This is a genomic window from Gordonia lacunae, assembly GCF_002149015.1.
GTDB classification, from domain to species: Bacteria; Actinomycetota; Actinomycetes; order Mycobacteriales; family Mycobacteriaceae; genus Gordonia; species Gordonia lacunae.
The window spans coordinates 1-8,105 of record NZ_NGFO01000066.1; the positions used below are offsets into that span (position 1 = coordinate 1).

5 protein-coding genes are annotated in these 8,105 nt (G+C 71.0%); all 5 read right to left on the reverse strand.

Annotation, left to right across the window (positions count from 1 at the left end):
* A partial coding sequence (locus CA982_RS25900; RefSeq protein ID WP_144066132.1) for an HNH endonuclease signature motif containing protein occupies window positions 1–1,584 on the reverse strand: 1,584 nt, incomplete at its 3' end.
* Window positions 1,585–1,818: 234 nt separating this feature from the next.
* Complete coding sequence (locus tag CA982_RS25905; protein ID WP_086537921.1) at window positions 1,819–2,577, reverse strand: SDR family oxidoreductase; 759 nt, start codon at window positions 2,575–2,577, stop codon at window positions 1,819–1,821.
* Window positions 2,574–3,374: an enoyl-CoA hydratase/isomerase family protein gene (locus CA982_RS25910; RefSeq protein ID WP_086537922.1), complete on the reverse strand. Its 801-nt coding sequence runs from the start codon at window positions 3,372–3,374 to the stop codon at window positions 2,574–2,576. The genes CA982_RS25905 and CA982_RS25910 overlap by 4 nt, the downstream gene beginning before the upstream one ends.
* Window positions 3,375–3,573: 199 nt before the next feature.
* Window positions 3,574–6,087, reverse strand: a complete 2,514-nt coding sequence (locus CA982_RS25915) for a LuxR C-terminal-related transcriptional regulator (protein WP_086537923.1) — start codon at window positions 6,085–6,087, stop codon at window positions 3,574–3,576.
* Between the two features lie 34 nt (window positions 6,088–6,121).
* Window positions 6,122–7,876, reverse strand: a complete 1,755-nt coding sequence (locus tag CA982_RS25920; protein ID WP_086537924.1) for an Hsp70 family protein — start codon at window positions 7,874–7,876, stop codon at window positions 6,122–6,124.
* Window positions 7,877–8,105: the final 229 nt, after the last annotated feature.

Genomic DNA, 8,105 nt, shown 5'->3' on the forward strand with positions numbered 1-8,105 from the left:
GGGTGGGGGTGGGCCGGGTCGTGGTGGCCGCACGTCGATGACGTGGCTGATCGTCAGCCATGAGCGACGCGCGTCTGTCGGATGTGGCGCCTCCGGGCGTGCTTGATCGCCGGACCGGGTTGGTGGTCCGTGGATCTCGGCGCGCACGGTGTTCAGATGGTGTGCGAACCGCCGGGGTATGTCGGGGCGGCGGTTGAGGTGTTCGGGGTTGGGTGGCGCACCGGGTTCGGCGTTCAATCGCCAGACGCAGCGGCCTTCGTCGGTGCCGGATCGGACGATGCGGGTGGTGTACTGGCCCGGTTTCGGGCCGACCATCCGGTTGTGCCGCGGGCACGCGGGGGCGAGGTCGTCGATGTCGGTGAAACCGCCTTTGGCCCAATCCTGTTGTGCGTGATGCATGTCGACGTGGGTGGCGGGCTGATCGCAGCCCGGCGCCGAACAGACTTCGCCGTCGGGGCGGGCGAAGGAGACGAGGCGTTGTTCGCGAGTGGCGAGACGCTTGCCCCGCCCGAAATGCAGCGGAACGGCGGTCGCGTCTTTGAAGATCGCCAACCACGGCTGAACGTCGGCGGCCATCGCGATCAGGTCGGGGATGGGTAGCAGGGTGCCGGTGGCGGTCGTGGCGAGCCCGGCTTCACGGATCAGGTCGGCGAGGTCGGCTTTGATGATCAACTGGACGGGCAGGCCTCGGTGGGACTTGCCGAGCAACCCGTCGTCGAGGACTGCTTTCAGTAGGGCGTTGAGTGCGTCGTGGTTGATCTGGGCCGGTGTGCGGTCGTCCCGTTCTGCTGCGGCGGCCAGTTGTTCGGGGTCGGCGTCTTCAACAGATCCGGTCGGCGAATCAGGATCGTTGGGGTTGTTCATCCCGGGCTTGGCCCACACCGCCAACAGCATCGTCACCCGGGCAGCGAGTTCCGGGGTGAGGGTGCCGGTGAGTTTCGCGGTGCCGTCGGCACGCTGCCGGTTGACCCAGAGGTTCCGGCGTCGTGTGCGTTCCGAGTCGTCGGCCAGAGTGCCGTCGGGGTCGAGATGAGCAAGCAGCCGCGCACCGAGTTGGGTGATGTCGGCGGGCGTGTGGGCTTCGGCGATCTCGGCCATCTGCCGTTCGGCGGCAACCGTCACGTCATGGTCGGTTCCATGCGGGATCTGATCGAGGACATCGAGGGCGGCGCGCACATGGGCGGTGCCCACCCGGCCGTCGGCCAACGCCGCGGCGAGGGTGGGGTGTTCGGGTGGCAGCGCTTGGCCGGTGTGGGTGAGGTGGGTGGCGGTCGCGTCCCGCTGATTGTTGCGGCGCATCGGATCAGACACCCTCAGTCGGTGGGTCATGAACGCAGTGATGCTGCGGTACCCGGTGCGATGGGGTAGATCGCGGTCGGCGATGGTGACCATCTGTCGGTCACCGGCGTAGGTGAGGCGGGCGATCGCTGTCTCGGTCCCGGCGGCGACATCGACGAGTTCGGTATCCGAGCACGCCCCGAGGTCGACGGTCTGCAATTCACCGATCAACCGGTGCAACTCGGCGACGAGCTCGGCCGCTCGAGACGCGGGCAGAGCACCATCGACGTGTGTGCTGTCGGGCATGACGGTCACCTCCCCCCGAGAACCTGACTGCGAATGTATGTTCGAGTGTACACGAGAAACGCTGGCCATGCTCGAAAGATGTTGTGCTGCTGCCGGTGTGACACTGCAGCGCGGTCGGGACGGTTGTCGGTGCCGTGTGGTATGCGAGGCACCGGCCCACACAAGTCACGATCCGTGCTGCGTCGGCGGGTTCCCGCACGACGACTGTTCCTCGACGCCGATCCGTCGAACAGATCAGAGGGTCGTCGCGATCCCACCGTCGACGGGAATGACGGTCCCGGTGAGGTAGCAGCCGGCGCGGCTGGCGAGGTACACCACCGTCCCGATCATGTCGTCGGCTCGACCGATACGCCCCAGCGGGGAGGCCGCGGCGACCTCGTCGCCCAGCTCGGCCAGGATCGGCGCCATCATCTTGGACTCGAAAGGGCCTGGCGCGATGGCATTCACGGTGACGTGACGCGGTCCGAGATCCCGCGCGAGATGCCGTGTCAGCTGGTGGACGGCCGCCTTGCTCGACGAGTAGGAATACGACGCGGTGCGCGGCACCCGGATCCCGTCGACGCTTCCGATCATGATCACCCGCGACGGATTGTCGGCAGTGGCCGAACCGGTCAGCAACGGCAGCAACGTCTGCGTGAGCACGAACGGCGTTTGGACGTTGAGCTTCAGCACCCGGTCCCAGGCAGTGTCGGGGAACTCCTCGAGGGGCGCCCCCCAGGTCGCGCCGGCGTTGTTCACCAGGACGTCGAGGGTGTCGGTCGCCGACGCCACCTGCTCTGCCAGCGCTCGTGCGCCCTCTGCGGTCGACAGATTCGCCTGTAGCGCAGTCAGTCCTGCCGCGCGCGCCTCGGCCAGTGCGTCGTCGTTGCGGCCCGTGATCAGCACCCGCGCCCCGCGGTCGTGCAGTCCGTGGGCGATCATCGCCCCGATCCCCGACGTGCCGCCGGTGACCAGCACCGTCTTACCACTCACATCGAACAGGTCAGAAGTCATCGTCGTCGGTACCTCGGTGCTCGTTTCTCCAGGAAGGCGGCGGTCGCCTCGCCCCGATCTTCGGTCATCGCCGTGATCATTTGCTGCCGGTTCTCGAATTCGACGGTGGCACTGAAAGAGTCGGACTCCACCGCGGCCCACATCCCCACCTTGGTGAGTTCCACCGACAGCGGCGGGTTGGCCAGGATCGCACGGGCCGTCGAGCGCGCTCGCTCGAGCAGTTCCTCCGGCTCGGCGAGATCGACGAGCAACCCGTACCGTTCCGCTTCGACCGCCGTGAACTTGCGTCCCGTCAGCATGAGTTCGTGTGCCCGCCCTGTCCCGACGAGGCGCGGGAGCAACCAGGACACGCCGATGTCGCAGGCGGAGAACCCGGCCCGGATGAACCCCACCGCATACACGCTCGACGTGGACCCGATGCGGATGTCACTCGCGCACACCAGGGCCAGACCACCACCGGCAGCGGGCCCGTTGACCGCGGTTATCACCGGCTGGCGCAGCCCGTGCAACCGCAGTGCGAGCCCGGCGATGTCCTGCTGTCGCTCGAACATCGGGATCACCCCACCCTGTTCGGCGTCGAGATCGTCGTCGTCGTAGCCGTTCAGGTCGAGGCCGGCGCAGAACGCGCGGCCTGACCCAGTCAGGATCACGACCCGGCATCCGGGATCCTCGTCGACGGCATCGAGGGCGTCGGTCAGTTCCCGAACCAGGTCGACGTTCAAGGTGTTCAGCGCGTCCGGGCGATGGAGGGTGAGCGTCGTGATCTCACCATCGCGCTCGACGAGGACCGCCGGCATCAGAGCGGCTCCCGATCATCGGGGCACAGCGTGTGGTCCATGACCTGTTGGTACCACCGCCGATGCCCGATCCGTGGCATCTCCGCGCGAGCCGTCGTCGAATGCGCCCCCGAAAACCACCCCGGGGAAGCCGGCCGACGCCATATCGTTCGTGGCGGCCTCCGCACGGGCGGTTCTCACCGCGCCGACAGCGTCGCCGTCACCGATACCCGGCCGCACGGAGGGCGGCGAGCAGTTCCGACCGGGACCCGGCATCGAGCCGGCGGCGGATCCGGGCGACGTGATGCTCGACGGTTTTCGCCGAGATGTACAGTCGCTCACCGATCTCCCGGTAAGTGAAACCCTGGAGCAGTTCGTGGGCGACCTCCGCCTCGCGGTCAGTGAGCGGTCCACCGACCGGCGGGGTCCGGCGCCGGTCCTCCCCGGCCGAACGGGCGGTGTCCAGGAGGCCGGCCGCGGTCGTTGGATCATCGGCGCGAAGCGCAGCCATGCCCGCCAGCCGGGCTGCCTCCCACTGCAATCCGATAGTCCGCAACGCGTCGACCGCCGCCGTGACCTCGGCCGCGGTATCGGCGACGGTGTCGGAGCCACCACGTGTCAGCGACACCCAGGCGCGGGCAGCGACGGCGAGTGATCGGGCCGTCCGGTTCTGCGCCGCAGCGAGGTCGAGGCGGGCCATCCGGTGCGCCACGGCGGCGTCATCACGCGCGACGGCCGCGGCCTGCACGCCGGCGAAGTCCCAGAACTGCGACCACGCCGGGGGATCGTCCAGACGTGCGAGCAAACGGTCGGCGGCACCCACATACCGGTCCACCGCCGAGAGTTGGCCCAGACTCGCGGCCGCGATCCAGAACTCCCCGAACGACCGCAGCAGATAGAGATCCACCTCCGTGGCGGCGAGCAGCGACAACCCGTGCTGCCACGCCGTGGTCAGTGCCGCGGTATCGCCTCGGCGTCGAGCGAGGCCGAGTCGAATCGCCTGCCATCGAAGACGTTCGGGCATCCCGACCGGGTCGTCCGACGGGATCAGACGTGCCGCTGCCTCGAGATCGCCTACTGTCAGCGCGATCTCGGCGTCGATCAGAGCGCGACCTGACTCGGGGGCAACCGACCGGATGGTCTGCGCGCCGACGGTGTCGCCGTGGTTCAGCGCCACCGCGATGGCCGCGTGCAGAACCCGGCCCGCATACGGACCCCGGGACGCCGCGCCTCCGGCCGAGAGGCCCCGGATCACGGCGTCGACCGCGTCGCCGGAGGGCGTGTCGTCCGCGTCGTCGAGGGTGGCCAGCAGCCCGCGGGTCACCAGGGACCGAGCGGCCCTGCTCGCGACCGGCGCACGGCCGCGATCCGCCTCGGCGATCGCGGTGACCGCTGCGCTATCACCGACGGCGAGCAGCGCCACCGCGGCCGGGAGGGACTGTGGTGCCGACGAATTCGCGGCACCCCAGCGGTATAGGTCGGCGGCGTGCGAGGCCAGTCCGCGCTGCGCGGCGACGGTGGCGGCGAGCTCCACCCACTCCTCGACCCCGGGGTCGGCCGGCCCGGCCGTCTCCAACCGTTGATCGGCCGCGCCGCCCGCGCCATCGAGGTCACCGGACGCCAGCGCGCGTTGCGCCATCAGCAGCCGGACGTCGTCGCGTCCCGGTGCCACCCGGTCGGCGGCCCGGAGGAGGACCACCGCCCGCGCGGCGGTGGCGTCCGTGGCGCCGGCCACCAACGCATCGACGATACGTGCGTCGTCGACACCGGCCTCGGCGGCCAGCAGCGCGATGTCGGGGGTGAGTTCGGCCGCGCGTAGTGCGGTGACGGCGGACTTGTGGCGGAGTTCCCCAATCCGCCGGTCGCCGAGCACATCTCGCAACGGTCCAGCGGCGGCTGACACGAACACGTCCGAGCCGCGTAGCAGGCCGCAGCCCCGTGCGCGGTCGAGGGCTCCGGCCGCGGCAACCCGGTCGGCTCCGGCCGCGTCGGCCACACTGTCGGGGTCGAGGGGTGCCCGGACCGAGGCGAGGGCCAGCACGGCGAGCGTCAGCGGGTCGAGCCCGCGCAACAACCGGTGATGCCACTCGCGCGCAAGCCGTTCCACGATCGAGATCAGGTCATCGGGTGGCGCGTCGACGCCCTGTGGGTTGCCGCCTGCGGCGGCCCGGACCGACCGGAGGGCGGCATCGACGAGCGCCGGGGCGCCACCGCAGCGTCGGCGGATCTGCGATGCCGTGGTCGGGTCGACAGTCAGGCCCATGCGCGTCGCTCGGGTCAGGACATCAGCGGTGCCCAGCGCCTCGAGTTCGAGGACGGCACCGTACGGGCGGGCGCGGTCGCGAAGCAGGCGGACACCCGGGTCCAGTTCCCGCGGTTCGGCCGTGGCGATCAGCCCGATCGTCCCGGCGTCGAGCATGCCCAGGGCGGTCTGGATCATGGGTCCGGGCCACAAGTGCATGTCGTCGGCGAGGACGAACACCGGGCCGGCTCCGGCACCGGTCGCCGCGGGCAGTCCGATGCTCACCGGCACGTCCCGGCGCCGGAGCTGTTCGTGTACCGCAGTCAGCAGCGCCGACCGGCCGCTGCCGGGAGTGCCGACGGCGACGGCGCACAGTGGGTGGCCCCGGTGCGCACGGTCGACGATGCCCGAGACCCACGACGCAGTGCGCGACACGGGGAGTGATGGGTCCGGCCGATCGCCGATGGCGGAGACCGATGTCGTCGGCGTCATCGCACAGTCCAGCGGTGACCGGGAGTCAACGGGCTCAGCAGTCGACGCCGATGACGCCGGTGACACCGCACACGATCTGACCGGTGCCGTCGAGAACCCGACCGGGACCTTCCAGAACTCCGCCCGGGGTGACGCCGCCACCGCCCGAGCCGCCACCGGTGCCCGGATCGGGGGCCTCCGGCTCCGGCTGGCTCGGTGCCGACGGGGTGCCGGGCGCCGACGGGACCGACGGCGCCGCCGGGGCCGGTGCCGGTGCCGGCGCTGTCCGGCCAGGGCTGGTTCCGGGGGCGGGCGCGCCGCCCGTCGGGGTATTGGTGGCGGCGCGTCCCGGTGTGCCGGTTCCGGCGCCGGGAGCGCGGGTGCCCGCACCGGTCACCGGCGCGGCAGAGGTGCCCGGACGCGCACCCGCCACCGAGGTACCCGGTCCGCCCCCGGGATTCTGGGACGAGGTCGCCGTCGTGGTCGCCGCTCCCGCGGGCGGGGGCGTGGACTCACCGACCGAGCCGACGAGTCCGGTGCCGACGGAGAGCCCGGTTGCTGTCACGAGCGCCAGAGCGGCCGCGCCGAGCGTGATCAGCGTCCCGCGCTTGCGCCGCGACAACCGCGGAGCCGGTTCGGTCACCGGGGTGCTCGGCGCCGGGACGATCTCGCGGAGCGGGCGCTCGTCCGGCGCGGCCGAGACGATGGCCGCGGTGGAGGCGACGGGTGCGATCGCCGACCGGTGCGCGGCGAGCGCGGCGCCGGCCATCAGCGCGCCACCGGCCGCCGAGGCCGACGCCGGGTCGGGGTCTCCGACGACCGGCAGACGCAGAGTCGAGGACAGCATCTCGGTGACGAGCGGGATCGCCGCGCCGCCACCGCCGAGGAGCACCGCGGTCGCCCCGGCCGGATTCATCCCGGCCGCGGCAGGTCCGGACGTGTCGAGGCCGGCCGCGGAGGCCGCAAGCGCTTCACGAACGAGCGCAACCGATTCCAGGATCGGTGCGCGGAGCAGATCCTCGATGTCGTCGCGGACCACCCGTGCCTCGGTGCGGACGTCTCCGACCCGCACGTCGACGACGGTGTCGGTGTCGACCGACAGCGACTCCTTGGCCCGCCGGCAGTCGGCGCGCAACCGGTTCACGTCGTCGAGGATCGCGCCGCTGCGCTGCGGATCGGCCAGGCCCGACTCGACCTCTGCGTCGGCACCGGTCACCCGGAGCGTGTGCGCCAGCACCAGGCGATCGAACTCGTTGCCGCTCACGGTATCCAGACGTACCGGGCGGCCGACGGGGACCGGGTCGGCGCCGGTGGTCAGGACGGAGACGGTGACGCCGGTCGCGCCGAGATCGCAGACGACGACGGTGCCGTCGCCGAAGGCGCCCTCGGCATGCTCGGCCGCGGCCAGGGTCGCGCGTGATTCCGGAACCCAGGTGGTCGACTCCGCCGGCACCGCGTCGGGGTGCGCTGCGAGGGCCGCCCGGGCCTCGTCGACGGCCTGATCGGTCCAGGTGTCCGGGAACACGACGCTCAGGTGCGCGTCGTCGAACCGTGTGGGGTCCGTCTGGTTCATACCGAGGTCGAGTTGGGCGAGCAGCGCCGCGACCGCGTGCGCGTAGATTTCGGCGGCCGCGATCGTGCGTCCGTGGTCGTCGAGCATCGGTACCGGGTCGCCGACCCGTCCGAGAAAGTCGTCGGCATCCACCAGAGCGGAGGTCTCGACCGAGACCGCACCCTCCCAGGAATGTTCCGAGGCAGCTACCGCGACGCTGTTCGCGGTCCCGATCTTCACACCGATCCCGATGGCCATGACGGTCACTCCTGTTCGCACCTGCAGACGGTGGTCGGTGACGGTCCCTCATCTCGAGCACACCGTCGATGTCACGTGCCCCGGCCCCGGCGGTGCACTTCACACAGTGTGTCGCGCACCGGTGGTCGGGTGTTAGCCCTTGCGGGAGATTAGGGGGAAAGTCCCGACACCCCTATCCGTGCGGCGCGACGAGCCCCGCCCCCCGGTCGACATCCCCGGGGGCACCGAC

Excerpts from the sequence above, each read along its gene's own strand:
- CA982_RS25920 (WP_086537924.1), bottom strand. The coding sequence starts at position 7,876 with ATGGCCATCGGGATCGGTGTGAAGATCGGGACCGCGAACAGCGTCGCG.
- CA982_RS25905 (WP_086537921.1), bottom strand. The coding sequence starts at position 2,577 with ATGACTTCTGACCTGTTCGATGTGAGTGGTAAGACGGTGCTGGTCACC.
- CA982_RS25910 (WP_086537922.1), bottom strand. The coding sequence starts at position 3,374 with ATGCCGGCGGTCCTCGTCGAGCGCGATGGTGAGATCACGACGCTCACC.
- CA982_RS25915 (WP_086537923.1), bottom strand. The coding sequence starts at position 6,087 with ATGACGCCGACGACATCGGTCTCCGCCATCGGCGATCGGCCGGACCCA.